A 25,553-nucleotide genomic window follows, 5' to 3' on the forward strand; every position below is an offset into this window, starting at 1 on the left:
AGGACCATCAGCGACCATCCCTCCTTCCCCTGGCTCGAAAGTAACGCGCTGTGCCTTAGATCGTTGACAGAGTGGCACTGCAAGTTAGGCTTTTCTCATGTACTCGGTGGAGCTTACCAAGACTGCCAGGAAGGCCCTGCTCCGTCTGCCACGCACCGACCGGCAGCGTATACAAGGCAAGCTCGAGTATCTGGCCGACAACCCGCATCATCCGGAACTCGACATCAAGCCACTGAAGGGCAGGGAAGCATGGCGATTGCGGGTCGGCGATTGGCGCATTATCTACGAGATCCATGACCAGTGGCTGGTGGTTCAGATCATCCGTATCGGAAGTCGTGGAGAGGTCTACAAATGATGGAAGAGACGGCCGACATCACCCAGATCATCCGGCGAAATGATGGCCATCCCGAATACGCCGTCGTCCCCTACGACCAGTATCAGCGTATGCTTGAACGCATGGAGGAGCTGATCGACCTTCACGAGACCGACAAGGTCCGCGAGCGCATGCATACCGGAGAGGAAGAGTCGGTTCCACTGGAACTGGTCCAGCGCATTGATGCCGGGGAAAGCCCCGTCAGGGTCTGGCGGGAACATCGTGGTATCGAGCGCCGGGAACTTGCGGAGGCTACGGACATCGGCGACCGGGCTCTCTACATGATCGAGGCCGGCAAACGCGAACCATCGACGCGCGTACTCCGTCAGCTCGCCAGTCGACTGGACGTCGACGTCGACGACCTCCTCCCACCGGCTGACTGACTACCGCAGAAACAGCTCGTACGCCGGGTTCTCCGTCTCTTCTTCCCAGGCGTAGCCCAGTTCCTGGAGGAACTGCTGGAAGGCGGGCTCCTCCTCCTCGGGGACCTGGAAGCCGGCGAGGACGCGGCCGTAGTCGGCGCCGTGGTTGCGGTAGTGGAACAGGGAGATGTTCCAGTCGGCGTGGAGGTGGCTGAGGAAGCGCAGCAGCGCCCCGGGCCGCTCGGGGAATTCGAAGCGGTAGAGGGTCTCCCGGCCGGCGTGGGGCGCGCGGCCGCCCACCATGTGGCGGACGTGGAGCTTGGCCATCTCGTTGTCGGTGAGATCCACCACGCCGTAGCCGGCGGCCTCCAGCTTCTCGCGGAGCTCCTCCTTCTCCGGGGCGCCGGCGTTCATGCGGATGCCGACGAAGATGTGGGCCTCGTCGGGGCCGGCGTAGCGGTAGTTGAACTCGGTGATGGAGCGGGTGCCGATGGCGTTGCAGAAGGCGCGGAAGCTGCCGGGCTGCTCGGGGATGGTCACGGCAAACAGCGCCTCGCGCCGCTCGCCCAGCTCGGCGCGCTCGGCCACGTAGCGCAGCCGGTCGAAGTTGATGTTGGCCCCGCTGACCACGGCGGCCAGGTTGGCGCCCTCCAGCCGGTGATTCTCCACGTACTGCTTGAGGCCGGCCACGCTGAGCGCCCCGGCCGGCTCGGCGATGGAGCGGGTGTTGTCGAAGATGTCCTTGATGGCGGCGCAGATGGCGTCGGTGGAGACCAGCACCACCTCGTCCACGCTCTCGCGCAGGATGCGGAAGGGCTCCTCGCCGATCCGGCGCACCGCCACGCCGTCGGCGAAGATCCCCACCTGGGGCAGCTGCACCCGCTCGCCGGCGGCCAGGGCGGAGTGCAGCGTCGGCGCATCCGCCGGCTCCACACCGATGATCCGCACGCCCGGATAGAGGGCCCGAAAGTAGGCGCTCACCCCCGCCAGAAGCCCACCACCGCCCACGGGGACGAAGACGGCCTCCAGCGGCTGCGGCGCCTGGCGGGCCAGCTCCATGGCCACCGTCCCCTGCCCGGCGATGACGTCGGGATCGTCGTAGGGCGGGATGAAGGCCATGCCGGCCTCCTCCGCGATCTGCATGCAGTGGGCGAAGGCCTCGTCGTAGGAACTGCCGTGGAGGACGATCTCCGCCCCCAGCGCCCGCACCGCCTCGATCTTGATGTCCGGCGTGGTCTTGGGCATGACGATCCGCGCCGGGATCCCGAGCCTGCGCGCCGACAGGGCCACGCCCTGGGCGTGGTTGCCGGCGGAGGCAGCAATGACGCCGCGCGCCCGCTGCTCCGGGGCGAGGTGGATGATCTTGTTGTACGCCCCGCGCAGCTTGTAGGAGAAGACCGGCTGCAGGTCCTCGCGCTTGAGGAAGACCTGGTTGCCCAGCCGGTTGGAGAGGCCGGTGGCCGGGTCCAGCGGCGTCTCCCGGGCCACGTCGTAGACCCGGGCGGTGAGAATGCGCTTCAGGTAGGCGTCGAACATGGCCGTTACGGTACCACCTCCCCCGGGGGGTGTCAGCGCGGGATCTGGCCGCAGCCGCCGCGGTGACCCTATAATCGGCCGATTGTCATCGGGATTCGGAGGAGCACCATGAACCAGGACGAGATGAAGCGCGAGGTGGCCCGGGCCGCCATCGAGTACGTGGAGACCGACACGGTAATCGGCGTGGGCACCGGCTCCACCGCCAACTACTTCATCGACGAGCTGGCGAACATCAAGGGCCGCATCGAGGGCACCGTGGCCAGCTCCAACGCCAGCGCCGAGCGGCTCAAGGGCCACGGGATCCCGGTCTACAACCTCAACGACGTGGGCGACATCGGCCTCTACGTGGACGGCGCCGACGAGACCACCCGCCACCTGCAGCTCACCAAGGGCGGCGGCGGCGCGCTGACGCGGGAGAAGATCGTCGCCGCCGCCAGCGAGAAGTTCGTCTGCATTGTGGACGACACCAAGGTGGTGGACATCCTGGGCGCCTTCCCGCTGCCCATCGAGGTGATCCCCATGGCGCGCAGCTACGTCGCCCGCCAGGTGGTCAAGCTGGGCGGCGAGCCGGTCCTGCGCGAGGGCTTCACCACCGACAACGGCAACCTCATCCTGGACGTCCACGGCCTCTCCATCATGGAGCCGTCCAGGCTGGAGGCGCAGCTCAACAACATCCCCGGCGTGGTCACCAACGGCCTCTTCGCCATGGACCCGGCGGATGTACTGCTCGTGGGCTCCTCCAGCGGGGTCGAGACCGTCCGCTAGGGCGGCGCCAATCGAACGACGCAGCCGTCGTTCCGGGCGGCGCTCAGCGCCGACCCGGAACCTCGAGAACAGGCCCGCAGCAGTGCCTCGGTCCGGGGCTACGTTCTCGAGGTTCCCGCCTGCGCGGGAACGACGTCCAAGGGCAACGAGGAGGGAGCAGAGCAATGGGGCGCTGGCTCATCGGCATCGGGCTGGTGCTGGTCGTCCTCGGCCTGATCTGGCCCTGGCTCGCCCGGCTGGGGCTGGGCCGGCTGCCGGGGGACATCGCCATCCAGCGGGAGGGATTCCACTTCTACTTCCCCGTCACCACCTCGCTGCTGGTGAGCGTGGTAGTCTCCCTGCTGCTCTGGCTCTTCTTCCGGCGCTGACGTGGGCCGCCGGCACGACCCCCACAAGGGCCGCGGGGCGGTGTCCAGCCCCGACAACCGCTACGCCGCCCGGCAGCGGGAGGCGGTCGACGATGGCTGGAGCGACGAGCTGGACCCCGAGCCGGCGCCGGCCACCACCCTCATCCCGCACAACACCCGCCGGATCCTCAGCTACAACGACTCCCCGGATCTCGCCTTCGACCGCACCCTGAACCCCTATCGCGGCTGCGAGCACGGCTGCATCTACTGCTACGCCCGTCCCACCCACGCCTGGCTGGACGAGTCCCCGGGCCGCGACTTCGAGACCCGGATCCACTACCGCCCCGACGCCGCCGAGCGCCTGCGCGCGGAACTCGACCGGCCCGGCTACCAGCCGGAGACCATCGCCCTGGGCATGAACACCGACGCCTACCAGCCGGCGGAGCGGCAACTGGGGATCACCCGCTCGGTCCTGGAGGTCTGCCGGGAGACCCGCCATCCGGTGAGCCTGGTGACCAAGTCGGCCCTGGTGGAGCGGGACCGGGATATCCTCGGCCCCATGGCGGAAGCGGGGCTGGCCACCGTGGCCGTCTCCATCACCACCCTGGATAGCGACCTCGACCGCCGGCTGGAGCCCCGGGCGGCCGGTCCGCGCCGACGGCTGGCCACCATCCGGCGGCTGCGCGAGGCGGGGATCCCGGTGGGGGTACTGGTGGCCCCGGTGATCCCGGTCCTCACCGAGGCGGAGTTCGAGGCCATCCTGGAGGCGGCGGCCGAGGCCGGGGCGAGCTGGGCCGGCTACGTCCTGCTGCGGCTGCCCCACGAGCTGGGCGATCTCTTCCGGGACTGGCTGGACGAGCACGCCCCCGGCCAGGCGGAGCACATCCTCTCCCGGGTCCAGCAGGCGCGGGGCGGGAAGGACTACGAGCCGAGCTTCGGCCGGCGCATGACCGGGGAAGGACCCTGGGCGGACCTGCTGGCCCAGCGCTTCCGGCTGGCGCGGCGGAAGTTCGACCTGGAGTGGCCGCCGGTGCTGGACACCACGGCCTTCACGCCGCCCGGCGGGCGGCAGGGGGATCTCTTCGACTAGGAGGGGAGGTCAGACGTAGAGGTTGATACCGCTGGCCTGGCCGGGCTCGCGGCGGGCATAGCCACCCGCGGCGGCGCTCACCGTCTCCTCGGAGCCGGCACCATTATTACCCGGTCGCATCTCGCCGGAGTCGGTTACGGAATCGGCCCGGGCACTGCCCGACTCTCCCGGCTCACCGGGGCGGTTCGCCTCCAGGGGGTCTCCCACGGGATCGGGGTAGAGGGGCTCCGGCGCCAGCGGATCGCGCTCCGCCGCGCTGCCGCCGTCATCGCTGGCCGCGGCCGGGGACTCCTCCTGGCGCTCCATGCGCAGTTCCATGCGCGCCTCCTGGGCCATCTGAGTCGCCTCGGCGGCCACCTGGCGATCCTGGGGCGAGGGATTGGCGGGAGCGAGGGCCGCGGCGCGGACCTGGCGCGCCTTCTCCAGGGTGGCCTCGGGATCATCGCGCACCGGCGTGGTATCCACGTCCACGTTCCCGCCGATGGCATAACGCCGCCCGTCGGGACCGACGACGAAACTGTAGGAGACCGACGAGGTATACGAACCGCCAGCGGCCAGGTGGGCCTGCTCGTGGGCGCGCACCTCGCGGTCGCGGTTGCGCAGCTCCTGCAGCGCCAGATCGCGGCGCTGCTGGTCCACCTGGTCCCGCACCCGCTGGCCCTGCCCATCCAGCCGGGCCGAGCTGGCCTCGGCCCGCTGCCGCTCCTCCGCTCGCCGCAGACCTTCCACCGCCTGGGAGCGGTTCTCCGTGCCGACCCGGGCCGGCTCACCGGCCGCTCGGTCCCGAGTGGGCGAGGACTGGGCCACTGCCTCACTGGTCTGCTCCACCGACTCCGGGATCCGGGCACCACCCATCCCCGGCCGCCCCGTGGGATTCAGGGAGGCCAGCGCGGCACTCAGACTGGGTGAAGCATCGGTGGCCATATCCGCTTCCGATGACATTATGGGTATACTGCAAGTATGTATCAGCGTCCCGCTCATGAGTCAAATTGACTCGCCCGGCGCGGACCTCCACCAGCGCATTGACCGTGCAGTCAGTCCGGCGAAGAATGGAGGAGAACCAAGGAGGTCCCCATGCCACGCCTGCCCCGCCGTCCCCTCACCATCCTCACCATCCTCATCCTGGCAGCGGCCTGGATCGGTTCCGGCGTTCTCACTCGGCCAGCCCCCACCGCCGAAGAGACCGGGGAGCGCCCGAAAATGACCGTGGGGGTGGCCCAGCGCCGGGCCGAGCCGGTGGAGGAGCTGCTGGTCCTGCAGGGCGATGTGGAGCCGGACAGCCGCATGGTGGTCCGCGCCGAGACCGCCGGGCAGGTGGCCGAGTGGGCGGTTCCGCGCGGGGCGCAGGTGGCCGAGGGCGACCTCCTGGCGCGGCTGAAGATGGACGACCGGCAGGCGAAGCTGCGCCAGGCCGAGGCCCGGGTGGCCGGCGCCGAAAGCGACTACGAGGCCACCCGGACCATGGCCGAGGACGACTTCACCGCCGAGCTGCAGGTGGACGTCAAGCGCGCCGAGCTGGAGGCGGCCCGGGCCCAGCTGGAGGCGGTCCGCCAGGACATCGAGAATACCGAGCTGCGCGCGCCCATGGACGGCATCGTCAACCGCCGCATCGCCGAGCGCGGCGACTTCCTCGCCGTGGGCGGCCAGCTGGCCGAGATCGTGGTCAATGACCCCCTGCTCGCCGTGGTTCGGGTCCCCCAGCACCGCATCCGCGATGTGGAGCCGGGGCAGGAGGCGCGCATCCGCTTCTTGGACGGCTCCACCGCCACCGGCGAGGTCACCTTCGTCGCCCCGGTGGCCGAGCCGGCCACCCGCACCTTCCGGCTGGAGGCGACCTTCCCCAACCCCGAGGGCGAACTCCCCTCGGGGATCAGCGCCGAGGTCATCATCCCGGTGGCGGAGACGGAGGCCCACCGCGTCTCCCCCGCCCTGCTCGCCCTGGACGACGACGGCCGTCTGGGGCTCAAGGCGGTCGCCGACGGCGAGGTGGTCTTCCACGAGGTAGAGGTCATCCGCGCCGACCGCGATGGCGTCTGGGTCACCGGGGCGCCGGCGACCCTCGACCTCATCACCGTGGGCGGCGGCTTCGTCCGCCCCGGTGAGGCGGTGGCCACCGAGCCCAGTCCGGCCCCGGGCGAGGGCCGGCCGTGAGGGCCCTCATCGCCGCCGCGGTGGACCGTGGCCGCGCCGTGCTGCTGCTGCTGGGGATCCTCCTGATCCTGGGGGCCGTGGCCTACGCCACCATCCCCAAGGAGGCCAACCCCGAGATCGACATCCCCATCTACTTCGTCACCGTCCCCTATCCCGGGATCACCTCCGAGGATGCCGAGCGCCTGCTGGTCCGCCCCCTGGAGCGGGAGCTGCAGTCGGTGGAGGGGCTGGACGAGATGCGCGCCTGGGCCGGCGAGGGCTTCGCCATGCTGCGGCTGGACTTCGAGCCCGGCTGGGACAGCCGCCAGGCTCTGGCCGACGTCCGCGAGGAGGTGGACCAGACCGAGCCGGAACTCCCCGCCGAGGCCGAGGAGCCGCGGGTAAGCGAGGTGGATGTCTCGCTCTTCCCGGTCCTCACGGCGACCCTCTCCGGCCCGGTGAGCGAGCGCTCGCTGCTGGAGACCGCCCGCGATCTGCGCGACCGCCTGGAGGCGAGCCCCGGCGTACTGGAGGTGGACATCGGCGGCGAGCGCGAGGATGTCATGGAGATCCTGGTGGACCCGCTGGTCATGGAGTCCTACCGGATCTCCTACGCCGAACTCACCCGGGCCATCCAGCGCAACAACCAGCTGGTAACCGCCGGGGCGGTGGACACCGGCGCCGGCCGGATCGCCATCAAGGTCCCCGGCACCATCGAGGATACCGAAGCGGTCGAGAACACCGCGCTGCGCGCCGAGGACGGTACCGTGGTGCGGGTGGGCGACGTCGCCGAGGTCCGACAGACCTACAAGGACCCCGACAGCTTCGCCCGCATCGACGGCAATCCGGCGCTCTCCCTGGAGATCCGCAAGCGTACCGGGGCCAACATCCTGGAGGTAGTGGGCGAGGCCCGCCGGATCATCGAGGCCGCCCGGCAGGCGGGCCCCGAGGCACTGGAGGTACGCTACCTCCAGGATGGTGCCAAGGACGTGGCCGACTTCCTGGGCGACCTGGAGAACAACGTCATCACCGCCGTGCTGCTGGTGATCCTGGTCATCGTCGCCGCCCTGGGGGTACGCTCCTCCCTGCTGGTGGCGGTGGCCATCCCGGGCGCCTTCCTCGGCGGCGTCCTGACCATCCACCTCATGGGCTTCACCCTCAACCTGGTGGTCCTCTTCTCCCTGATCCTGGTGGTGGGGATGCTGGTGGACGGTGCCGTGGTGGTCGCCGAGCTGGCCGACCGCTATGTCGCCGAGGGGCGCGGCCGGGCGGCGGCCTACCGCGATGCCGCCATCCGCATGGGATGGCCGGTGACCGCCGCCATCGCCACCACTCTGGCGGTCTTCTTCCCCATGCTCTTCTGGCCGGGAATGGTGGGCGAGTTCATCATCTACCTGCCGGCCACGGTGATCATCACCCTGCTCTTCTCCCTGGCCATGGCGCTCGTCTTTGTCCCGGCTCTGGGATCGTTCATCGGACCGCGCCAGGCGACCAACCCGGAGCTGGTGCGCCAGATCCGCGCCGCCGAGGCCGGCCGCTGGGAGGAGCTGGGCCGCCTCACCCGGGTCTATACCGACGCCCTGGCCGCTGCCTGCCGCCGGCCGGGGTTCACCCTGCTGGTCACGGCTACCATCACGGCCGCCCTCTACGCCGGCTGGGCCGTCCACGGCAAGGGGACCTCCTTCTTCCCCGACGTGGAGCCGCGCTTCGCCCAGATCCAGGTGCAGGCGCGGGGGGACCTCTCGGTCTGGGAGGCGGACGACCTGGTCCGCCGCGTCGAGGACCGGATCGCCGGGACCGACGGCGTAAAGACCCGCTATGCCCGCACCATCGCCTCTCAACAGCGCCGCCTGGAGGGGGACTACCCCGAGGACACCATCGGCATCATCCAGCTGGAGCTCTCCGACTGGCGCACCCGCCGCCCCGCCAGCGAGGTCCTGGCCGAGCTTCGCCAGCACACCGCCGACCTGCCCGGCCTGAAGATCCAGGTCCGCAAGCAGGAGCGCGGCCCCACCGCCGGCAAACCGGTGGTGGTGGAGGTCCGCGGCACCGACGACGAGGCCATGGACGCGGCGGTGGAGCAGATCCGGGCCACCATGGCCGAGCTGGGCGGCTTTATCGACGTCTCCGACGACCGGCCGCCGCCGGGCGTGGAGGTGGAGCTACGGGTGGACCGGGAGGAGGCCGCCCGCCACGGGGTGGACATCGCCCTGCTGGGCCAGGGGCTGCAGACGCTCACCGACGGCATGCTCCTGGGCACCTACCACCCCGAGTTCACCGACGAAGCGGTGGACATCCGCCTGCGGCTGCCGGCGGATGCACGCCACCTCCAGCAGCTGGCCACCCTGAACCTGCCCACGGAGCAGGGGCTGGTGCCGCTGCGCAACTTCGCCACCCTGGAGCCGGTGGAGGCCACCGGCCTCATCAAGCGCCGGGACGCGCGCCGGGCGCACACCATCGAGGCGGACGTGGCCGCCGGCGAGCTGGTGGACGAGCGCACCACCGCCCTGCAGACGGCGCTGGACGAGGCCGAGTGGCCCGAGGGAGTGAACTACGCCTTCCGCGGGGAGAGCGAGGACATGGCCGAGTCATCGCGCTTCCTGGTCCGCGCCTTCCTCTTCGCCGTGGCGCTGATGGTCGTGATCCTGGTGGTCCAGTTCAACCGCTTCACCCAGGCGGCCCTGGTCCTCTCCGCCATCCTCTTCTCCACCGCCGGGGTACTGGTCGGCCTGCTCATCCGCGGCGAGCCCTTCGGGATCGTCATGAGCGGCATCGGTACCCTGGCCCTGGCCGGCATCGTGGTGAACAACAACATCGTCCTCATCGACACCTACAACGTCCTGCGCCGGGACGACGGCCTGGAGCCACTGGAGGCGGCCCTGCGCACCGGGGCCCAGCGCGCGCGGCCGGTGATCCTCACCGCCATCACCACCATCCTGGGCCTCTCGCCCATGGTGCTGGGCTGGACCATCGACTTCATCGGCCGGGATTTCTACATCGGCGCCCCCTCCACCCAGTACTGGATCCAGCTGGCCACCGCCATCAGCGGCGGCCTCCTGGTAGCCACGCCGCTGACGCTCTTCTTCACCCCGGCCATGCTGGTCTGGCTGGACCGGCGAACCACCGCACCCGCAGACTGAGGCCGCCATGGAATTCCTTGCCACCGCCGACCGCCCCCTCACTGCCGAGGAACTGGCGGAGCAGCTCACCGTGGAGTCGCTCCCCGACTGGTGCGACGCCTTCGCCGCCGTCGCCGCCGAGGACGAGGATCACGGCGCCGCCGATACCCTCTGGGGCCACTTCCGGGTGGTCCGCACCCCCATCCAGGGCGGCGTCCGCTTCGCCCTTACCGACTGCCCCAATGCCCTGGCCTGGACGGTCACCGCCGGCTATCCCCCGGCGCCGGACGGGGTCGCCGTCCACGCCACCATCGCCCGCACCGAGGCCGATACCGACCCCGACTTTGCCGAGTCCATCGAGGAATTCGTCGAGGCCTGGCAGCGCGGCCTGGGCAATCGTTGACCGATCGCCCCCGGGTAGTTGCACAATCTTTGTATAACTTATAGTCTCCATATCAGGGTTACCGGGGAGAGATTTCGATACACTCCCGTTACAAACCCGTCACAATCCCCGTGGAATCACTGGGAAGGCCAGGGATCCGGGGAAGCTTGTACAACCCCTGCATAATGGAGACTCCACCATGGACTTCGTTCAGTTCGGCACCGACGACATCGAGAACACCCTGTCCAGCATGAAGGAAGGCGACCTGGACAACCTCGCCTTCGGCGCCATCCAGCTCGATGCCGACGGCAAGATCCTCCAGTACAACGCCGCCGAGGGCGATATCACCGGCCGCGACCCCAAGGCCGTGATCGGCAAGAACTTCTTCAAGGAGGTCGCCCCCTGCACCGACTCCCAGGACTTCTCCGGTCGCTTCAAGGAGGGCGTCAAGAACGGTGACCTCAACACCATGTTCGAGTACACCTTCGACTACCAGATGCAGCCGACCAAGGTGAAGGTCCACATGAAGAAGGCCCTCACCGGCGACTCCTACTGGATCCTGGTCAAGCGCGCATAGAACCCCTCCCGGCGGGGGAGCTGCCCCGCCGTTTGTCCGGAGAGCGAACATGAATCTCGATGCAGACACCCTCCTGCCCGCCGTCACCTCCCTGGTTCGGGACGAACTGCGGCGCCTGCGCGGCGATGCCGGAGCGGCCGTCGACGCCACCACCTGGGACGCCTCCACCACGCTGGGCGGCGACACCATCGGCGCCGACTCCATCGAACGCCTGACCATGGCAACGGCCGTGGCGGAACGCTTCGGCCTCCACGAACTCGACGCGGGGGACTACCTCCTCCGCAAGCACAGCCTGGGTGAATGGGCCGGGCTCGCGGCCCAGGGGATCCAGCAGGCGGGGGGCATGACCTTCCGCTCCTCCGGGACCACCGGGGAGCCGAAGCCGCACCGCCACAGCCTGGCCGACCTGGAGCAGGAGGTCTTCCACCTCGCCAATCTCTTCCCCGGCACCCGACGGGTGGTCAGTCTCGTCCCGGCCCATCACATCTACGGCTTTCTCTTCGGCGTGCTCCTGCCCCGGGAGCTGGGCTGCCCCGTCCACCACGACCAGGGCGGTGGCGGCCTGCCGCCGGCGGACCTGGACCACGGCGACCTCGTCGTCGGGTTCCCGCTGCGCTGGCGCCAGCTGGCGACCCTCTATCCGGCCTTCCCGGCGGGCGTTACCGGCGTCACCTCCACCGCGCCCTGCCCCCCGGCCCTGGCCCGGGATCTGGAGCAGCGCGGGCTGGAGCGGTTCGTCGCCATCTACGGCGCCACCGAGACCGCCGGGATCGGCTACCGCGAGGGGCCGGATGCGCCCTTCCGCCTCTTCGAGCACTGGGAGTCGGACGGCCTCTACCTCTACCGGCGCCGGCGCACCGGCCTCGGCGAGGCGGTGACGCCGCCGGACCACCTGGAGTTCCACGGCACCCGTCACTTCATCCCCGCGGGGCGGCGGGACGGCGCCGTGCAGGTCGCCGGGGTGAACGTCCATCCCGACCAGGTGGCGGAGAAGCTGCGCGCCCGGCCGGGGGTCGCCGAGGCGGCGGTCCACCTGGACCGGAGCGAGGAGCCCCGGCTGGCCGGCTGGATCGTCCCCGATCCGGACACCGATCCCGAGGAGCTGAAGGCGACGCTGCAGACCTGGATCCGCGAGCACCTCACCCCGCCGGAGCGCCCGGTGCAACTGACCCTCGCCGAGGACATCCCGCGCGGACCCCTGGGCAAGCCCGCCGTGGGTCAGCCGGCGTGAGCCTCCTCCTCGACGGACGGCGCCCGACCATCGCCGAGGTGGAGGCCGTCGCCGACGGAACCGAGGTCGCCCTGGACCCGGGCGTCCTGGAGCGGGCCACCGCCGGCCGCCTGCACCTGGAGGAGATGGTGGCCGCCCGCCGCCTCATCTACGGCGTGACCACCGGCTACGGCCCCCTGGCGGGCTGCTACGTGGACCCGGACCGGTCGGCGGAGCTCCAGCGCAACCTCATCTACCACCTGGCCAGCGGCACCGGCGACCCCCTGCCCCGGCGAACGGTGCGGGCCATCATGTTCGTCCGCCTGGCCACCCTGACCCGGGGCCACTCCGCCGTGCGGCCGGAGAGCCTCCAGTGCCTGGTGGACTGGCTCAATGCCGACCTGGTGCCGGTGGTCCCCGAGCGGGGCACGGTGGGGGCGAGCGGCGACCTGACCCCGCTGGCCCACATCGCCCTGGCGCTCATGGGTGAGGGCGAGGTGGACGACAACGGCAACCGCCGCCCCGCCGGCGAGGCCCTGGCCGTGCGCGGCTGGGAGCCCTGGGAGCCGGCCGCCAAGGACGGCCTGGCCCTGGTCAACGGCACCGCCGCCATGACCGGCATCGCCGCCCTGAACGCCGCCGGGGCGCGCCGCGCCGTGGAGCTGGCCCAGCGGCTCACCGTGGCCGCCGCCGAGGTCCACGGCGCCCGCCTGGAGGCGTGGCGACCGGAGCTGGGCGAACTGCGTCCCCACCCCGGCCAGCAGGCCGCCCACGCCCGGCTCAACGAGCTGGCCGCCGGCAGCCAGCGGCTGGTGGCGGCGGAACCGGCCTGGCTCCCGGACGACCTCGACGGGGTGGGCGAGGCGGCGGAGGTCCCCCAGGACCCCTACACCCTGCGCTGCGCCCCGCAACTCTTCGGCGCCGTGCTGGATGCCCTGGAGTGGCACCACACCACCGTCTCCCGGGAGGTGGGGGCCGTCACCGACAACCCCGTCTTCCTGCCGGAGGCCGATGCGGTGATCCACGGCGGCAACTTCTACGGCCAGCACATCGCCTTCGCCGCGGACACCCAGGTGAATGCGCTGGTGAAGACCGCCGTCCACGCCGAACGGACCCTGGCCCGGCTCACCGACGAGCGCCGCAACGACGGCCTGCCGCCCTTCCTCCAGGGCAACCAGACCGGGCTCAACAGCGGCTTCATGGGGGCCCAGGTAACCGCCTCCGCCCTGGTGGCGGAGCTGCGGACCCAGGCCCACCCCGCCTCAATCCAGTCGATCCCCACCAACGCCGACAACCAGGACGTGGTGACCATGGGGACCATCGCCGCGCGCAAGGCCGCCGACGTCCTCGGCATGGTGGAGGAGCTGCTGGCCATCCACGCCCTGGCCCTGGCCCAGGCGGTGGAACTGCGCGGGAAGGACGGCTTCTCGCCGGCCACACGAGGGCTCCACGAGGCGGTCCGGGCCACAGCCGGCTTCCTCGCCGACGATCGCCCCCTGCAACCGGCCATCGCCGCCCTGACGCGGCGACTGCGCGACCCCGCCGACCCCCTGCACCACCTGCCCTGACCGGTCCCCTCCTCGCGGGGCCGACTCAAGTTTCCTCCCCTACCGCCGCTATCAGCCTTGAGGCCATCTGCTCGACTTCTCCGCACCGACCGACGGTACGGGGGTGCTATAATCCGGGTCGGTCCAGGGAGGGCACGAGGTGAGGGAATGCCTGAGTCCACATCCGAGACTCCACATCCGAAGGGGGAGGGCCCATGCTGCTTGCCGCGGCCATCATCATCGGTCTGGCGCTACTGGTACTGCTGTTCATCCATGTGGCGAGCCTGCTCGGGTGGCCGCTGCGCGAGCGCATCGTCGAGCGCCACGAGCGTCAGCGCCAGCAGTACTACAGCCGCCAGCCCTGGGAGTAGCGTTGCCCGTCCGCGTTCCGCCGCAGAGTCTGGAGCCGGCCACCCTGGAATCGGTGCTGGAGGAGATCGTCACCCGGGACAGTACCGATTACGGCGAGGTACCGGTCTCCGTGGAGACCGCCCGGGAGCAGCTGCGCAACCGGCTGTACAGCGGCGAGGCGGCCCTGGTCTTCGACGAGGAGAGCGCCACCCTGGACGTTGTGCCGGCCGAACACGCGCCCCGCGAACGGGATGAGTGAGAACTGTGTCACGGAAATGGGAGGCTGGTTACCCCACAATGAACCTGCTTTTAGCCAACCTAGGTAGTCGCTCATGGGCGCGCTCAGCACCGAAGAACTGATCCGTCAGAGCCCCCGGCTGGGCTCCCTCCCGGATATCGTGGGGGAGCTCAACGCCGCGGCCGACGATCCCCAGAGTTCGGTGACCGATCTGGCAGCCATCATCAGCCGTGATCCGGCCCTCTCCGCCCGCCTGCTGGCCATCGTCAACAGCCCCTGGTACGGCCTGCGGGGCGAGGTGGCCGACATCGAGCGCGCCGTCTCCCTGGCCGGCACCCAGCAGCTGCGCTTCCTCGCCCTCTCCACCGTCATCGTCCGGCAGTTCACCAACCTGCCCAACGCGCTGGTGACCATGGACACCTTCTGGAAGCACAGCTTCACCTGTGCCGTGGCGGCCCGCGCCCTGGCCGAGAGCAGCGGCGAACGCGACCTGGAGCGCCACTTCCTCGGCGGCCTCCTCCACGACATCGGCAGCCTGCTCATCTACACCACCCTGCCGAGCCTGGCCAAGGAGGCGATCCTCCACGCCCGCTCCCAGAACCAGCCCATCTACCAGGCCGAACAGCTCATCCTCGGCTTCGACCACGCCGAGGCCGGCGGGGCGCTGCTGCGCCACTGGGGGCTGCCGGAGAGCCTGGCCGCCGCCGTGGAGGGCCACCACGAGCTGGGCGACCCCGGCCACTTCGGCCGCGAGAAGGCGCTGGTCCACCTGGCCAACGGCATCGCCAACGCCATCCACCCGAGCAACACCCTCTTCCGCCAGCCGCTGAACTCCGACCCGGCGGCCTGGGAGCTGGCCGGCCTGGATACCGACCAGCTGGACGCCACCCTCGCCTCCATGGACGAACGGGTGGCCAAGGCCATGGGCGTCTTCTACTTCGCCGCCTGAAGGCCTCGCCCCTTCCAGAGCCAGAAGACCGCCGGCACCACCAGGAGCGCCAGCACCCACGCACTGAGCATGCCCCCCATCATGGGGGCGGCGATGCGGCGCATCACCTCCGAGCCGGTACCACCGCCCACCATCACCGTGGCCAGCCCCAGGATCACCGAGACCGCCGTCATGGTGATGGGCCGGACCCGGCGCAGGGCCCCCTCCTCCAGGGCCGCCATCAGGTCACCGCGATGGGGCGTGCGGCCCTCGGCCTCCGCGGCCTCCCGGGCGGCGGCCCACGCCTGCCCCAGGTAGACCACCATGAGCACCCCCAGCTCCACGGCCACGCCGGCCACGGCGATGAAGCCGACACCGACCCCCACGGAGAGGTTGTAGCCCAGGGCCCAGAGCAGCCAGACCCCGCCCACCAGGGCCAGCGGCAGGGTGGCGAGGATGAGCAGAACCTCACCGGCCGCGCGGAAGTTGAGGTAGAGCAGCAGGGCAATGAGCACCAGCACCAGCGGCCCGACCATCAACAGGTGGTCCCGGGCGCGCTCCATGTTCTGGTACTGCCCCGCCCAGGCCAGGGAGTAGCCCGGCGGTAGCTCGACCTCGTCGGCGACGACACCCCGGGCCCGCTCCACCCAGCCGGCCAGATCGCCGGTGGTCAGATCCACGTGGACCCAGCCCACCGGCCGGGCCTGTTCGCTCTTGATCATCCCCGGCCCCTGGCGGATGGCGATGTCGGCCACCTCCCCCAGGGCCACCCGGCGGCCATCCCCGGCGACCACCGGCAGGCTGCGCAGGTCCTCCAGGCTGGTCCGCCGGTCGGCGGGGAAGCGCAGGTTCACCGGGTAGCGCTCCCGCCCCTCCACCGTCTCGGTCACCGTCGCCCCGCCCACGGCCAGGCGCAGGAGCTCCTGGACCTCGGCCATGTCCACGCCGTAGCGCGCCAGCGCGCGGCGGTCCACGTCCACGTCGATGTAGCGGGCCGCCGCCACCCGCTCGGCGAAGGCCGACCGGGTTCCCGGCAGGTCGGCCACGGCCCGCTCGATCTCCCGGCCGATGGCCTGAATGGTCTCCAGCTCCGGGCCGCTGACCCGGATCCCCACCGGCGTGCGCACCCCCGAGGAGAGCATGTCGATCCGGGTCTTGATGGGCATGACCCAGGCATTGGTCAGCCCGGGCACATCCACCCGCTCGTCCAGCTCCGCCTTGAGCTTCTCCAGGGTCATGCCCTCGCGCCACTCGTCCCTGGGCTTGAGGGTGATGGTGGTCTCGATCATGGTCATGGGAGCGGGATCGGTGGCCGTCTCCGCCCGGCCGATCTTGCCGAAGGTCCGCTCCACCTCCGGGACCTGCTGGATGAGCCGGTCGGTGACCTGGAGCAGCTGCTGCGCCTTGCCGGTGGACAGCCCCGGATCGGTGGTGGGCATGTACATGAGGTCACCCTCGTCCAGCTCGGGGATGAACTCCGTCCCCAGCTGGCTCAACGGCCACAGGGTAGCGGCCACCAGCAGGGCGGCAGCGGCCACCATGGTCTTCGGCCAGTGCAGCACCGCCCGTAGCAGGGGGCCGTAGCCCCGGCCCAGCCAGCGCGTGACCGGGTGCTCGCCCTCCCCCCGGAGCCGGCCACGCACGAACAGGGCGATGAGCACCGGCACCAGAGTGATGGCCAGGAGCGCGGCGGCGGCCATGGCCCAGGTCTTGGTCCAGGCCAGGGGGGCGAAGAGCCGCCCCTCCTGCCCCTGGAGGGTGAAGACGGGCAGGAAGCTCACGGTGACGATGAGCAGGGAGAAGAAGAGCGCCGGCCCCACCTCCGCGGTGGCCCGGGCCACCGCCTCCCGGCGGTCGCCGCCGCGTCCCAGATGGCGATGGGTGTTCTCCACCATGACAATGGCGGCATCCACCATGGTGCCGATGGCGAGGATGATCCCGCCCAGGGACATGATGTTCAGGGTCACCCCCTGGAGGTTCATGATGGCGATGGCCGCCAGCACCCCCAGGGGCAGGCTCACGACCACCACCAGGGTGGAGCGCAGGTGGAAGAGGAAGACCGCGCAGATGAGGGCCACCACCACCAGCTCCACTCCCAGGTGCTTACCCAGGGTGGCCACGGCGCGGTCGATGAGCCCGGAGCGGTCGTAGGTCTCCACGACCTCCACACCCTCCGGCAGGCTGCCCTCCAGCTCCTCCAGGCGCGCCTCCACCCGCCGGATCACCTCGCGGGTGTCGGCGCCGTAGCGAGCAACCACGATGCCGCCGACCACCTCGCCCTCGCCGTTGAGGTCGGCGATACCGCGACGGGGGGCGGGGCCGCGCCGGATCTCGGCGATGTCCGCCAGGCGCACGGGCGTCCCCTCGGCGGTGGTGGCCACCGCGACCTCGGCGAGGTCGTCACGGTCGCGCAGGTAGCCGCGGCCGCGGACCATGTACTCGGCCTCGGCCAGCTCCACCACCGAGCCGCCGGACTCGCGGTTGGCCCGCTCCAGCGCGCTGCGTACCCGTCCCACGGAGAGGTCGTGGATGGCCAGTGCCTCCGGATCCAGGACCACCTGGTACTGGCGCTCCATGCCGCCCACGGTGGCCACCTCGGCCACCCCCTCCAGGGCGCCCAGCTCGTACTGCAGGAACCAGTCCTGGAGGGCGGTGAGCTGGCCCAGGTCGTGGGTGCCGCTGCGATCCACCAGGGCGTACTGGTAGACCCAGCCCACCCCGGAGGCGTCCGGCCCCAGCTCCGGCCGTGCGCCGTCGGGCAGGTCCCCCTCCACCTGGGCCAGGGACTCCAGCACCCGGGAGCGGGCCCAGTAGGGATCGGTGCCGTCCTCGAAGACGACGTAGACGAAGGAGTCCCCGAAGTAGGAGAAGCCGCGCACCGTCTCCGCCCGCGGGACCGACAGCAGGCCCGAGGTCAGGGGGTAGGTGACCTGGTCCTCCACCACCTCCGGCGCCTGCCCCGGCCAGGTGGTCTGGACGATGACCTGGGTGTCCGAGAGGTCGGGGATGGCGTCCACCGGCGCGCGATTGGCCGACCAGACGCCCCAGGCGGCGAGCAGGACGGCGAGGGTAAGGACCAGGAAGCGGTTGGCCAGGGACCAGCGGATAACGGCGGCGATCATCAGTGCATCCCCCCGTGGCCGGCATGGCCGCCCTCATCGTCGGCGCCCTCCATGCGTCCGCCGCCGGCGCCGGTATCCGCCTCGCTGTCCAGCAGGAAGTGGCCGGAGGTGACCACTCGCTCACCGGCCTCGAGCCCCTCGAGGATGGCGATGCGACCGTCGGCGGTGAGCCCCGTCTCCACCGAACGGGGGCTGAAGCCGCCGTCGCCGTGGGCGATGATTACCCGCGCCGCCTCGCCGGTGCGGATCACCGCCTGGCGCGAGACCGTGACCACCCCCTCCCGCGCCGGCCCGCGGATGGTGGCGCGGCCGAAGAGGCCGGGGGTCAGCGCGCCATCGCCGTTGGCCAGCGGGATCCGCACGGCCACGGTACGGCTGTCGGGATCGGCCTCGGGGAGGATCCGCTGGACGGTACCCTCCCACGGGTCCCAGGGCCGCTGGTGAGGGACCACTTCCGCCTCGAGCCCCTCCCGCAGGACGGGCACATCCCGGGCGGAGACCTCGGCCAGGGCCCAGAGCGGGTCCAGATCGGCCACCGTCGCCAGGAGACGGTCGACGGCCACCGCCTCCCCGGCCCGCACGGGCAGCTCCGTGACCACGCCGTCCGCCGGGGCGGTGACGGGAACCGCCGACAGCGGCTCCCCGGCCCGGGCGATGCGCCGGCGCACCTCGTCGGAGACCCCCAGGGCGCGCAAGCGTTCGGCGGCCGCCGCCTCGCCCCCGGTCCCCTGCGCCCGGAGATACTCCCGCTGGGCGTTGACCAGCTCGGGACTGTAGAGGGTGAGCAGCGGGTCGCCGGCAGCCACCGGCTCCCCCTCCCCGGCGACGTGGAGTTCGCGCACCCAGCCGCGCACGCGCGCATGGAGGCGGTGTTCCTGGGTCGGCGGGATGGTCAGCCGCACCGGGGCTCGGACGCGGGGGCGCAGGTCCTCCCGGCGCGCCGCCTCCGTCCGCACCCCCAGCGCCTGGGTGAGTCGACCGCCCAGCTCCACGGCGGGGCCCTCGGCGGTATCGCTGGCCCCTTCGGCCTCCTCCACGGGAACCAGGTCCATGCCGCAGATGGGGCACTGGCCCGGCTCGTCCTCGCGGACGTCGGTGTGCATGGGGCAGGTGTAGTCGGGGTCGGCGTGTTTCGCCGCATGCTCCATGGCGGTTTCACCCTCGGCACCCTCGTTCGGGGCCAGGTCACTACAGGCGACCAGCAGGACGAGGGCCGGCAGGAGCAGCCAGATCGGGGATTGCAGTAGACGGGTCATGAGGGGGCTCCCAGCAGATACAGGATGGCGGCGCGGGCCTGGAGCGCATCGCGCCGCACGGCCAGGTAGTTGGTCTCGGCCTCCAGCAGCGCGATCTCGGCGCGCAGGACCGAGTAGGCGGTGCCGACGTCACTGCGATAGCTGTCGCGCGCCGCCTCCCGGCGCTCCCGCGCCCGGGGCAGGAGGTCCTCCCGGTAGGCGGTATCCCGCTCCTTCAGGGAGTCGAGACTGGCCCGCTCCACGGCCAGGCGACGCTCCAGCTGCTGCCGGGTTTCGGCGACCCGGGCCTGGCCGGCGCGGACCCCGGCCCGGGCGGCGGCCAGCTCGCGGTCCTGGCGGTCACCGGTGAACAGGGGCAGGTCGAAGCTCACACCGAGGCTGAGGAAGTCCGGGCGGTCCGGGCCGGTATCGGGCTCCACCCGGTAGCCGTAACCGAGGCTCACCGCCCACTGGGGGTGGTAGCCGGCCTCGGCGATGCCGCGCTCGCCCTCGGCGGCGGCCACCTCGGCGCGCCGGGTGGCGACTCTCGGATGGTCGGCCAGGGCCGTCGCCGGCCCCGGCTCCGGGAGGGCCGGCCAGCTCCCGGCGTCGGCCCGGTCGGCGGCCTCGCCCAGCCACTCCGCCAGCTCCGCCCGGGCCACGGCCACCGCCCGCCGGGCCGCCCGCTGGCGATCGGCGAGCCGTTCGACCTCCAGCTCCGCCTCCAGCACGGCGGCCCGATCCCCCTGCCCCTGGCGGAAGCGGTCCTGGGTGAGGTCGACCAGTGCGCCCAGCCGCTGCCGGCTCGAGGCCAGGCGCTCCACCACGGACCGGCGGTAGGCCAGCTCCACCCAGTCCTCGCGGACCCCCTGGCGGACGGCGCGCCGGCGCGCCTCGGCGGCGGCCTCCCGGGCGCGGGCGCGCGCCTCGCCCCGGAGGCGGCGCTGATCGGCGGTGTCGCCGCGGGGCAGGGTCTGGCTGATCCCGGCGGAGAGCCGGGTCATGGGCTCCTGGTCCAGGGCGAAGGTATCCACGGGCAGGGAGTCGGCGCCCAGGCTCACCCGCGGGTCGGGCCAGGCGCCGGCGGCCACGGCGGCCTCGCGCTCCCCCTCGGCCTCCGCCCGAAGGCGGCGGAGCTCGGGGTCGCGCTCGATGGCCAGCGCCTCGGCCTCGGCCAGTTCCAGGGCGGCGACCGACGGGGCGGCGACAGCCAGGACGAGAGCAGCGATCAGGGTCGCCGCCGTCCGGCGGGCAGCGGGTATTCGGGATGACGTTTGCACGGTCCTCTCCTAACGCAGTTGCCGACCGCCCACGTGGGGCGGTCATCCCCCGTTACCGGGGGTGGGGATTCGCGACGGGATCAGGCGTGCTGTGGAGGGGGACCTTCGGGGGCGAGGCCGGGCTGGCGGGGGGTGGTCTGGTCGCTGGCGCGCGGCGTCGAGGGGGCACCATCGGTCGCGGTGGTCACACCGGCTACCAGCGCCGCCCCGGAACCGCTCCCCGCGGCACAGTCCGAGGTGCAGCCATCGGCGCAGTCGGCGCCGCAGCAGAAGAGGGTGGCGAGGTCGTCGCAGGTGCAGTCGGCGTGGTGGCCATCGTGGCCGCCGGCATGCCCGGCCTCATGGGCCGAGGAGACCGGGGCTTCGGCCCCCGCCTCAAGGGCCGGCGCGGTGGCCACCGCGCCCAGGCTCACCAGGGCGACCAGCAGCAGCCGGACGACCATGGCCCTCATGCACCCTCCTCCCGCCGGCGGAAGGGAACGACCCCACCGCGCTCCTCGCTGCGCAGGCGCCGGGAGAGCTCGAAGTCCATCTTGTCCAGGGCGCTGCTCATGACCATGCCGGCGTGGGCGTGGAAGAAGTTGAGGCGGCAGGGGATGATGGCGGCCGGGTCCACGGAGGCGCCGTGGCGGAAATCGGTCCAGGCCAGCACCGGCATGTCGTCCAGGGAGCGATCGACACAGATCCAGGTCCCCGCTTCCAGGTGCATGGCCAGGCTGCGCAGCCCGGGGAGGTCGAGCAGCAGCGGCTCCCCCAGGCGAGCCAGGGCCAGGCGCACGCGGTTGTACCGCTCGCCACTGACCTTGGTCTCGATGGTGCGCAGGGCCGGCAGATCCTGGAGCCGGGTGGCCATGGGTGCCTCCTAGCTGGCTATCCATTTCCGAGTATGTGGCAGTCTCCCGACCCTGTCCAGCGGCGGGCCCGAGCGCCGAGGCTGGTCCCGCCCGGCCCCCGCCGGTACCATGCGCCCTTTCATCCCGTGGGATCCGTCAACCGGCAGGAGGGGCCATGAGCGAACCGCGTGTAGGCGTCGTCATGGGCAGCGAGAGCGACTGGAAGATCATGAGCCACGCCGCCAGCGCGCTGGAGGCGCTGGGCGTGGCCCACGAGACCCGCGTGGTCTCCGCCCACCGCACCCCGGACCGTCTCTTCGACTACGCCGCCACCGCCGCCGACCGCGGCCTGGCCTGCATCATCGCCGGCGCCGGCGGCGCCGCCCACCTCCCCGGGATGCTGGCGGCCAAGACCGCCCTGCCGGTCCTCGGTGTCCCGGTGCCCTCGCGCTACCTCAGTGGCCAGGACTCCCTCTACTCCATCGTCCAGATGCCCAAGGGGATCCCGGTGGCCACCTTCGCCATCGGCGAGGCCGGGGCGGCCAATGCCGGCCTCTTCGCCGGCGCCCTGCTGGCCGGTACCGACCCCGCCATCGCCCGGGCCCTGGCCGACTACCGCCAGCGGCAGACCGAGGCCGCCGAGGCCATGCGCGTGCCGCCGGAGGGCGAGGCATGACCACCCCCCTGCTCCCGGGGACCTGGCTCGGCCTGCTCGGCGGCGGCCAGCTGGGCCGGATGTTCGTCCACGCCGCCCAGGCGCTGGGCTATCCGGTCATGGTCCTGGACCCCGGCGAGAATCCGCCGGCGGCCCAGGCGGCGGATGCCCACCTGCGCGCCGATTACGACGACGCCGCCGCCCTGGACCGGCTCGCCGAACGCTGCGCGGCGGTCACCCTGGAGTTCGAGAACGTCCCCGCCGAGAGCCTGGAACGGCTGGCCGCCCACTGCCGGCTGGCGCCTGGGCCGGAGCCGGTGGCCATCGCCCGGGACCGGCTGCGGGAGAAGGGCTTCCTGCGCGACCACGGCATCGCCACCGCGCCCTTCGCCGAGATCGCCGACGCCGGCGACGTGGCCGAGGCCGTGGAGGCAGTGGGGCTGCCGGCGCGGCTGAAGACCGCCACCCTGGGGTACGACGGCAAGGGCCAGGTGGCGGTGGATGATGAACTGCTGGCCGACGCCGCCTTCCAGGAGCTGGGCCGGGTCCCCTGCGTGCTGGAGCGGCAGGTGGCGCTGGCGCGGGAGTTCTCGGTGGTCCTCGCCCGCGGCTTCGACGGCACGGTCACCCCCTTCCCGGTGGTGGAGAACCGCCACCGCCACGGGATCCTGGACTACACCCTGCTGCCGGCCGCGATCCCCGAGGCCACGGCGGCGGCGGCGACGGACCTGGCCCGGCGCGTGGCCGATGCCCTGGACTACCACGGCGTCCTGGCGGTGGAGCTGTTCGAGACCACCGACGGCGAGGTGCTGGTCAACGAGCTCGCCCCTCGGCCCCACAACAGCGGCCACATCACCCAGGACGCCTGCATTACCTCCCAGTTCGAGCAGCAGGTCCGCATGCTCTGCGGCCTGCCCGCCGGCTCCCCGGAGCCGCTCACCGGCGGGGCCATGCTCAATCTGCTGGGGGAGCGCTGGGCCGGCGGCGAGCCGGACTGGCCGGCGATCCTGGCCCACCCCGCCGCCAAGCTCCACCTCTACGGCAAAGCCGAGGCGCGGCCGGGGCGGAAGATGGGGCATATCAATTGCCTGGATGCCGATCCCGCCGAGGCCCTGGCTACCGCCGAGGCCATCGACCGCCTGCTGGGTCGTACCGAGGGCTGAGCGCCTCTCCGCCAACAAAGGCCTGTTCTCGAGGTTCCGGGCTGGCGCTGGCGCGCCATCCGGAACGACGGGGGTTCAGCTGGTCGCCATGCGGACGATCCGCGCCAGCTCCAGGGTGTGATCCAGGAAGCGTTCCGCATCCTCCTGGGTGAGGACCCGGTCGGGATAGTGGGTGGCGGCATTCCGCAGGTCCCGCAGGGCCTGATAGAAGGGCAGCGCCTCGCGGGGGAGGCGCTCGTCCTCGATGAGGCGCTCCACCACCCGACGGCTGGCCATGGGGCCGCGGTGGAGGTCGAAGTACTGCCCGGCGGCGTCGGTGATGGCCGCCTCCACCTCGGTCCAGGTCTCGAGGATGGCGGCCCGGGCCGAGGTCTGGGCCAGGCGCTGGAGAACCTCGTAGCGGATGGGGGAGCCGGAGATGGAGGGCTCCGCCCGCCGGTTCCCGAGCTGACCCTTCACCGTCTCCCAGGCCTCGTCGGCCCGATCCAGTCCCTCCTCCAGGCGACCGCGTGTGCTCCGCTCAGCCCCCCAGGCAAAGCGCTTGCTCATCTCCCGGATCTCGTTGCGGAAGAGATAGCCCAGCCAGACCAGGGCGGCCGGCCAGACGATCACCTGGACCAGTTCGACCAGGGCCTCCATTCAGGTGCCCTCCCCACGGTTCGCGCATCGATACGGTCTATCCGGGTTCCGGTCCATGGGCCCTCCTGCCGAGATCCGAAGCGCGCAGACTAGGGCATGCCCTCGCCGGCGGCAAGGGCGCGGATCGCCTGCTCCCCCCGGCGGAAATCGACCTTGCCGCTGGCCATCTTGGGCAACTCGGCCACCTGGTAGACCCGGCGCGGCCGGGCAAGGGCGGGCAGATCGTCGTGCAGGGAGCGGCGCAGGCGGTCCGGATCGATACTCTCGCCCTCCGCGGGGACCACGGCCAGGGCGATGGCCGTCCCCTTGCGGGGGTCGTCGATCCCGGCGGCACAGACCTCCGCCTCGGGCGGCAGATGGGCGGCGGCCGCCTTCTCCACTCGGGGCAGGGAGACCATCTCCCCGGCGATCTTCACGAACCGGCTCAACCGCCCGGAGAGCCAGAGGTAGCCCTCCTCGTCCATCACGCCGACGTCGCCGGTCTCGTACCAGCCCTGGTGGAACTTGAGCAGCGTCGCCTCGACGTCGTTGTAGTAGCCCTTCATCACCCCGGGCCCGCGGACCTGGACCCGGCCCTCCTCCCCCGCCGCCCGCGGCTCGTCATCCTCCACGCCCACCAGCCGCACCTCGACCCCGGGCACGGGGCGGCCCACGGAGCCGGCCCGCGGCGCCCCCTCGGGGTTGGCGCTGATCACCGGGCTGGTCTCGGTGGTGCCGTAGCCCTCCAGCAGGGTGAGGCCGTGGTCCTCGGCGACCCGGCGATGGAGCCACTCCGGGGCGCGGTCGGCGCCCACCACCAGCAGCTCCACCGAGGCGAAATCGCCGGGCGAGGCGGCGCGCAGGTAGCCGGCCAGGAAGTAGGGCGTGGTGATGACCAGGGTGGGCGCCTCCTCCCGGATAATCTCGGCCACGGTCTTGAACTCCAGCGGGTTGGCCCAGGTGACCACCGTCTGGCCCAGGTAGAGGGGCAGCCAGAGGGTGGTGGAGAAGCCGAAGACGTGGAAGAGCGGCAGGGTCGCCAGCATCACGCCATTGGGGTGGGCGGCGGCGTAGGCGGCCTCCACCGCCTCCAGGTTGGAGCCGATGGAGCGATGGGTAAGTTCCACCGCCTTGGGCTCGGCCTCCGAGCCCGAGGTGAATAGCAGGACCGCGGTGTCGTCCGGGGCGCCGCCGTGGATGGTCCACTCCAGCAGGGGGCGCGGCAGCCAGGATTGGACCGCGGCCAGGGCCCGGGCGACCTTCCCCGTGCCGGCGAGGATGTCCTCCATGCAGAGCATGTCGGCATCCTCGGGGATATCCAGGCGGTGGAGGAGCGTGCGGGCCGTGACCACGGTCCGCAGACCCGTCCGCCGGCGGGCCATAGCGATGTTCTCGGTGGCCCCGGTGGAGTAGTTGATCATCACCGGGATGCGGCCGGCCATCAGGGCGCCGATGATGCCCAGCGCACCGCCGGCGGAGGTGGGCATCAGGATACCCACGTGGGCGGAGGAGAGCCGGCGCAGCCAGCGCCGGACCACCAGCGCCCCGATGAGGGCGCGGCCGTAGGTCAGGCGACGGTCGGTGGTCCGGTCCACCAGGGCGAGCTTGCCCCGATGGCGCCGGGCGGAGGCGATGAAGGCCCGGTGCAGCAGCATGACGCCCTTCCGTTCGGGGACCGTGGGGCAATGATAG

Annotated in this window: 25 protein-coding genes; 16 read left to right on the forward strand and 9 right to left on the reverse strand. The window is 71.6% G+C overall.

Annotation, left to right across the window (positions count from 1 at the left end):
* Positions 1–97: 97 nt before the first annotated feature.
* Together BM272_RS08135 and BM272_RS08140 are read left to right on the forward strand one after the other, a co-directional pair.
* Positions 98–355: a type II toxin-antitoxin system RelE family toxin gene (locus BM272_RS08135; RefSeq protein WP_093428289.1), complete on the forward strand. Its 258-nt coding sequence runs from the start codon at positions 98–100 to the stop codon at positions 353–355.
* The gene (locus BM272_RS08140) at positions 352–756 is read left to right on the forward strand and encodes a helix-turn-helix domain-containing protein (RefSeq protein ID WP_240308071.1); all 405 of its coding nucleotides are present in this window, start codon (positions 352–354) and stop codon (positions 754–756) included. The genes BM272_RS08135 and BM272_RS08140 overlap by 4 nt, the downstream gene beginning before the upstream one ends.
* Here the strand turns inward: BM272_RS08140 and ilvA are convergent, their stop codons facing one another.
* Positions 757–2,271, reverse strand: a complete 1,515-nt coding sequence (ilvA, locus tag BM272_RS08145; RefSeq protein WP_093428290.1) for a threonine ammonia-lyase, biosynthetic — start codon at positions 2,269–2,271, stop codon at positions 757–759. It lies immediately after the preceding gene.
* A gap of 108 nt (positions 2,272–2,379) precedes the next feature.
* On the opposite strand from ilvA, the gene rpiA reads away from it, so the two are divergent.
* From rpiA to BM272_RS08160, 3 genes are all read left to right on the forward strand, one after another.
* On the forward strand, positions 2,380–3,036 hold the full coding sequence (gene rpiA / locus BM272_RS08150) for a ribose-5-phosphate isomerase RpiA (protein ID WP_093428291.1): 657 nt from the start codon (positions 2,380–2,382) through the stop codon (positions 3,034–3,036).
* Positions 3,037–3,200: 164 nt separating this feature from the next.
* On the forward strand, positions 3,201–3,404 hold the full coding sequence (locus BM272_RS08155) for a DUF2905 domain-containing protein (RefSeq protein ID WP_093428292.1): 204 nt from the start codon (positions 3,201–3,203) through the stop codon (positions 3,402–3,404).
* Between the two features lies 1 nt (position 3,405).
* Positions 3,406–4,473 (forward strand): PA0069 family radical SAM protein, encoded by a 1,068-nt coding sequence (locus tag BM272_RS08160; RefSeq protein ID WP_093428293.1) that lies wholly within the window; start codon positions 3,406–3,408, stop codon positions 4,471–4,473.
* Between the two features lie 9 nt (positions 4,474–4,482).
* On the opposite strand, the gene BM272_RS14040 is transcribed toward BM272_RS08160, so the two are convergent.
* Positions 4,483–5,397, reverse strand: a complete 915-nt coding sequence (locus BM272_RS14040) for a putative metalloprotease CJM1_0395 family protein (RefSeq protein WP_275886932.1) — start codon at positions 5,395–5,397, stop codon at positions 4,483–4,485.
* Positions 5,398–5,547: 150 nt separating this feature from the next.
* Between BM272_RS14040 and BM272_RS08170 the strand changes: the two genes are divergently transcribed.
* The 9 genes from BM272_RS08170 to BM272_RS08205 all read left to right on the forward strand — a co-directional run bounded on the left by BM272_RS08170 (position 5,548) and on the right by BM272_RS08205 (position 14,976).
* Positions 5,548–6,624: an efflux RND transporter periplasmic adaptor subunit gene (locus tag BM272_RS08170; protein ID WP_093428294.1), complete on the forward strand. Its 1,077-nt coding sequence runs from the start codon at positions 5,548–5,550 to the stop codon at positions 6,622–6,624.
* Positions 6,621–9,743 carry an efflux RND transporter permease subunit gene (locus tag BM272_RS08175; RefSeq protein WP_093428295.1) on the forward strand — a complete coding sequence of 1,041 codons (3,123 nt, stop codon included), beginning with the start codon at positions 6,621–6,623 and terminating at the stop codon, positions 9,741–9,743. The genes BM272_RS08170 and BM272_RS08175 overlap by 4 nt, the downstream gene beginning before the upstream one ends.
* A 7-nt stretch (positions 9,744–9,750) precedes the next feature.
* Positions 9,751–10,125, forward strand: a complete 375-nt coding sequence (locus BM272_RS08180) for a hypothetical protein (RefSeq protein WP_093428296.1) — start codon at positions 9,751–9,753, stop codon at positions 10,123–10,125.
* 178 nt (positions 10,126–10,303) lie between these two features.
* Positions 10,304–10,681 carry a photoactive yellow protein gene (gene pyp, locus BM272_RS08185; RefSeq protein ID WP_093428297.1) on the forward strand — a complete coding sequence of 126 codons (378 nt, stop codon included), beginning with the start codon at positions 10,304–10,306 and terminating at the stop codon, positions 10,679–10,681.
* Between the two features lie 49 nt (positions 10,682–10,730).
* Positions 10,731–11,912 carry an AMP-binding protein gene (locus BM272_RS08190; protein WP_093428298.1) on the forward strand — a complete coding sequence of 394 codons (1,182 nt, stop codon included), beginning with the start codon at positions 10,731–10,733 and terminating at the stop codon, positions 11,910–11,912.
* Entirely contained in the window at positions 11,909–13,459 is a 1,551-nt protein-coding gene (locus BM272_RS08195; protein ID WP_093428299.1) for an HAL/PAL/TAL family ammonia-lyase, read from the forward strand. Before BM272_RS08190 ends, BM272_RS08195 begins: the two co-directional genes overlap by 4 nt.
* A 194-nt stretch (positions 13,460–13,653) precedes the next feature.
* Positions 13,654–13,809, forward strand: a complete 156-nt coding sequence (locus tag BM272_RS13780) for a hypothetical protein (RefSeq protein ID WP_159433047.1) — start codon at positions 13,654–13,656, stop codon at positions 13,807–13,809.
* 2 nt (positions 13,810–13,811) lie between these two features.
* Positions 13,812–14,048 (forward strand): YheU family protein, encoded by a 237-nt coding sequence (locus BM272_RS08200; RefSeq protein ID WP_093428300.1) that lies wholly within the window; start codon positions 13,812–13,814, stop codon positions 14,046–14,048.
* 73 nt (positions 14,049–14,121) lie between these two features.
* Positions 14,122–14,976 (forward strand): HDOD domain-containing protein, encoded by an 855-nt coding sequence (locus BM272_RS08205; RefSeq protein ID WP_093428301.1) that lies wholly within the window; start codon positions 14,122–14,124, stop codon positions 14,974–14,976.
* On the opposite strand, the gene BM272_RS08210 is transcribed toward BM272_RS08205, so the two are convergent.
* The 5 genes from BM272_RS08210 to BM272_RS08230 form a co-directional block, all read right to left on the reverse strand.
* A complete protein-coding gene (locus BM272_RS08210; RefSeq protein WP_093428302.1) occupies positions 14,961–18,077 on the reverse strand; it encodes an efflux RND transporter permease subunit in 3,117 nt (1,038 codons plus the stop codon). The genes BM272_RS08205 and BM272_RS08210 overlap by 16 nt on opposite strands.
* Positions 18,077–19,333: an efflux RND transporter periplasmic adaptor subunit gene (locus BM272_RS08215; protein WP_093428303.1), complete on the reverse strand. Its 1,257-nt coding sequence runs from the start codon at positions 19,331–19,333 to the stop codon at positions 18,077–18,079. Before BM272_RS08215 ends, BM272_RS08210 begins: the two co-directional genes overlap by 1 nt.
* On the reverse strand, positions 19,330–20,592 hold the full coding sequence (locus BM272_RS08220; protein ID WP_093428304.1) for a TolC family protein: 1,263 nt from the start codon (positions 20,590–20,592) through the stop codon (positions 19,330–19,332). The genes BM272_RS08215 and BM272_RS08220 overlap by 4 nt, the downstream gene beginning before the upstream one ends.
* 80 nt (positions 20,593–20,672) lie before the next feature.
* Positions 20,673–21,044, reverse strand: a complete 372-nt coding sequence (locus BM272_RS08225) for a hypothetical protein (RefSeq protein ID WP_093428305.1) — start codon at positions 21,042–21,044, stop codon at positions 20,673–20,675.
* Entirely contained in the window at positions 21,041–21,445 is a 405-nt protein-coding gene (locus BM272_RS08230) for a hypothetical protein (protein ID WP_093428306.1), read from the reverse strand. Before BM272_RS08230 ends, BM272_RS08225 begins: the two co-directional genes overlap by 4 nt.
* Before the next feature lie 155 nt (positions 21,446–21,600).
* Here BM272_RS08230 and purE point away from each other — a divergent pair, with 155 nt between their 5' ends.
* Entirely contained in the window at positions 21,601–22,101 is a 501-nt protein-coding gene (gene purE / locus BM272_RS08235; RefSeq protein WP_093428307.1) for a 5-(carboxyamino)imidazole ribonucleotide mutase, read from the forward strand.
* A complete protein-coding gene (locus BM272_RS08240; protein ID WP_093428308.1) occupies positions 22,098–23,243 on the forward strand; it encodes a 5-(carboxyamino)imidazole ribonucleotide synthase in 1,146 nt (381 codons plus the stop codon). Before purE ends, BM272_RS08240 begins: the two co-directional genes overlap by 4 nt.
* 75 nt (positions 23,244–23,318) lie before the next feature.
* Here the strand turns inward: BM272_RS08240 and BM272_RS08245 are convergent, their stop codons facing one another.
* Both BM272_RS08245 and BM272_RS08250 read right to left on the reverse strand, forming a co-directional pair.
* Positions 23,319–23,882 carry a hypothetical protein gene (locus BM272_RS08245; RefSeq protein WP_093428309.1) on the reverse strand — a complete coding sequence of 188 codons (564 nt, stop codon included), beginning with the start codon at positions 23,880–23,882 and terminating at the stop codon, positions 23,319–23,321.
* Positions 23,883–23,971: 89 nt separating this feature from the next.
* The gene (locus tag BM272_RS08250; RefSeq protein ID WP_093428310.1) at positions 23,972–25,516 is read right to left on the reverse strand and encodes an AMP-binding protein; all 1,545 of its coding nucleotides are present in this window, start codon (positions 25,514–25,516) and stop codon (positions 23,972–23,974) included.
* Positions 25,517–25,553: the final 37 nt, after the last annotated feature.

The organism is Thiohalospira halophila DSM 15071 (genome assembly GCF_900112605.1).
Lineage (GTDB): Bacteria > Pseudomonadota > Gammaproteobacteria > Thiohalospirales > Thiohalospiraceae > Thiohalospira > Thiohalospira halophila.

Bases quoted from the DNA above. Each gene is read 5' to 3' on its own strand.
- BM272_RS08210 (WP_093428302.1), bottom strand. From the start codon at position 18,077: ATGATCGCCGCCGTTATCCGCTGGTCCCTGGCCAACCGCTTCCTGGTC.
- BM272_RS13780 (WP_159433047.1), top strand. From the start codon at position 13,654: ATGCTGCTTGCCGCGGCCATCATCATCGGTCTGGCGCTACTGGTACTG.
- pyp (WP_093428297.1), top strand. From the start codon at position 10,304: ATGGACTTCGTTCAGTTCGGCACCGACGACATCGAGAACACCCTGTCC.
- BM272_RS08215 (WP_093428303.1), bottom strand. From the start codon at position 19,333: ATGACCCGTCTACTGCAATCCCCGATCTGGCTGCTCCTGCCGGCCCTC.
- purE (WP_093428307.1), top strand. From the start codon at position 21,601: ATGAGCGAACCGCGTGTAGGCGTCGTCATGGGCAGCGAGAGCGACTGG.
- BM272_RS08240 (WP_093428308.1), top strand. From the start codon at position 22,098: ATGACCACCCCCCTGCTCCCGGGGACCTGGCTCGGCCTGCTCGGCGGC.
- rpiA (WP_093428291.1), top strand. From the start codon at position 2,380: ATGAACCAGGACGAGATGAAGCGCGAGGTGGCCCGGGCCGCCATCGAG.
- BM272_RS08225 (WP_093428305.1), bottom strand. From the start codon at position 21,044: ATGAGGGCCATGGTCGTCCGGCTGCTGCTGGTCGCCCTGGTGAGCCTG.
- BM272_RS08180 (WP_093428296.1), top strand. From the start codon at position 9,751: ATGGAATTCCTTGCCACCGCCGACCGCCCCCTCACTGCCGAGGAACTG.
- BM272_RS08155 (WP_093428292.1), top strand. From the start codon at position 3,201: ATGGGGCGCTGGCTCATCGGCATCGGGCTGGTGCTGGTCGTCCTCGGC.
- BM272_RS14040 (WP_275886932.1), bottom strand. From the start codon at position 5,397: ATGGCCACCGATGCTTCACCCAGTCTGAGTGCCGCGCTGGCCTCCCTG.
- BM272_RS08245 (WP_093428309.1), bottom strand. From the start codon at position 23,882: ATGGAGGCCCTGGTCGAACTGGTCCAGGTGATCGTCTGGCCGGCCGCC.
- BM272_RS08250 (WP_093428310.1), bottom strand. From the start codon at position 25,516: ATGCTGCTGCACCGGGCCTTCATCGCCTCCGCCCGGCGCCATCGGGGC.
- BM272_RS08230 (WP_093428306.1), bottom strand. From the start codon at position 21,445: ATGGCCACCCGGCTCCAGGATCTGCCGGCCCTGCGCACCATCGAGACC.
- ilvA (WP_093428290.1), bottom strand. From the start codon at position 2,271: ATGTTCGACGCCTACCTGAAGCGCATTCTCACCGCCCGGGTCTACGAC.
- BM272_RS08140 (WP_240308071.1), top strand. From the start codon at position 352: ATGATGGAAGAGACGGCCGACATCACCCAGATCATCCGGCGAAATGAT.
- BM272_RS08190 (WP_093428298.1), top strand. From the start codon at position 10,731: ATGAATCTCGATGCAGACACCCTCCTGCCCGCCGTCACCTCCCTGGTT.
- BM272_RS08205 (WP_093428301.1), top strand. From the start codon at position 14,122: ATGGGCGCGCTCAGCACCGAAGAACTGATCCGTCAGAGCCCCCGGCTG.
- BM272_RS08170 (WP_093428294.1), top strand. From the start codon at position 5,548: ATGCCACGCCTGCCCCGCCGTCCCCTCACCATCCTCACCATCCTCATC.
- BM272_RS08135 (WP_093428289.1), top strand. From the start codon at position 98: ATGTACTCGGTGGAGCTTACCAAGACTGCCAGGAAGGCCCTGCTCCGT.